This window comes from Stenotrophomonas pictorum JCM 9942 (assembly GCF_001310775.1).
GTDB classification, from domain to species: Bacteria; Pseudomonadota; Gammaproteobacteria; order Xanthomonadales; family Xanthomonadaceae; genus Stenotrophomonas; species Stenotrophomonas pictorum.
Genome location: NZ_BAZI01000565.1, coordinates 1 through 1,346 on the forward strand (window position 1 = coordinate 1; position 1,346 = coordinate 1,346).

2 protein-coding genes and 1 pseudogene are annotated in these 1,346 nt (G+C 66.2%); all 3 read right to left on the reverse strand.

The window, feature by feature from the left end:
• Positions 1–142, reverse strand: a pseudogene (locus JCM9942_RS16075) (acetyl-CoA carboxylase biotin carboxyl carrier protein); the annotation flags it as partial.
• Between the two features lie 67 nt (positions 143–209).
• Positions 210–644 carry a type II 3-dehydroquinate dehydratase gene (aroQ, locus tag JCM9942_RS16080; RefSeq protein WP_054660863.1) on the reverse strand — a complete coding sequence of 145 codons (435 nt, stop codon included), beginning with the start codon at positions 642–644 and terminating at the stop codon, positions 210–212.
• Between the two features lie 245 nt (positions 645–889).
• Positions 890–1,346: TlpA disulfide reductase family protein (locus JCM9942_RS16085; RefSeq protein ID WP_256202412.1), on the reverse strand; the 457-nt coding region annotated here is incomplete at its 5' end.

The following is a 1,346-nucleotide window of genomic DNA, read 5'->3' on the forward strand; positions in this document are numbered from 1 at the left end:
CCGGAGCCGGCGCCGGGGCGGCATAGCCGGCCACCGGGGTGCGCGACAGGCGCACGGACTCTTCGCCTTCCTTGATCTCGATCTCGGCCAGATTCGACTCTTCCAGCAGGTCGATCAGTTTCTTGATTTTGCGCAGGTCCATTGAATACCTCGTTGGGTGGTGTTCGAAACCGTGGGCGTCAGGCGCCACGCGGTTCCGTGGAAAAGGGTCAGAGCCGCTGCAGGGCGGCGTCCATGGCGTAGCGGTAGCTGTCCGCGCCAAAGCCGCAGATCACCCCCACCGCCTTGTCGCTCAGATAGCTGTGGTGGCGGAATGGCTCGCGGCTGTGCGGGTTGGACAGGTGGATCTCGATAAAAGGGATCGCCACGGCGGCCAGCGCATCGCGCAGTGCCACCGAGGTGTGGGTGAAGGCGGCCGGATTGATCAGGATGAAGGCGGTACCGTCGGTACGGGCGGCCTGCACCCGGTCCACCAGCACATGTTCGGCATTGGACTGCAGGTGCTCGGTCGCATGCCCGGCCTGCTGCGCCTGCGTCATCAGCGCGGCGTCGATCTGGGCCAGCGTCGCGCTGCCGTAGACCTCGGGTTCGCGCGTACCCAGCAGATTCAGGTTGGGGCCGTGAAGGACCAGCAGTTTTGCCATGGGCCGCAGGGTTGGCAGGAAAGGGCGGCAGTGTGAGGGAAGCTGGCGATGCTGTCCAGTTCGACGAAATTAGCTTCGTTTTAATCGTTTGTTTGAATTTTTCTGGTGGCCACGCGTGGTACTCCCGGCAGACGCTGCGGCAGGCAGAGCGCAGGGTGCAGGCGTCAACGGCGCGATCACCCGGATTACGAATCTGCGGGAAGTCGGCCTGTTCGCCGACGATCGCCGCCAGGCGGCCCCATCGCTCAGGGCAGCTGTGCCCAGCGCTCGATCTCGCCGGCTTTGAACGGGCCGAGTTTCTGCCTGACGATGCGCCCCTGCGCATCGACCAGCACGCTGTAGGGCAGCAGCCCTCGGGTGTTGCCAAGCCTGACGCTGGCGTCGGCCGGTCCCGGTGTGTCGAGCACGATCGGGTAGTACACCGGCACATTGCCCAGGAAGTCGAGCACGGCCTCGGGGCTGTCCAGGGCCAGGCCGAGCACCTGCGGGCCATTGTCGGCATGTTGGGCGGCAAAGCGTGCCAGTTCCGGCATTTCCTCGATGCACGGTGCGCACCAGCTGGCCCAGACGTTGATCAGCAGGGGGCGACCAAGGAACCGCCCGGGCAGTGGGGTGGGCATGCCGTCCAGGTCCGGCAGCGTCAGTGCCGGCATCGCGTCGCCTGGGACGGCGGCGTACACCGCCGGCGGTGCTGCCGGCAAG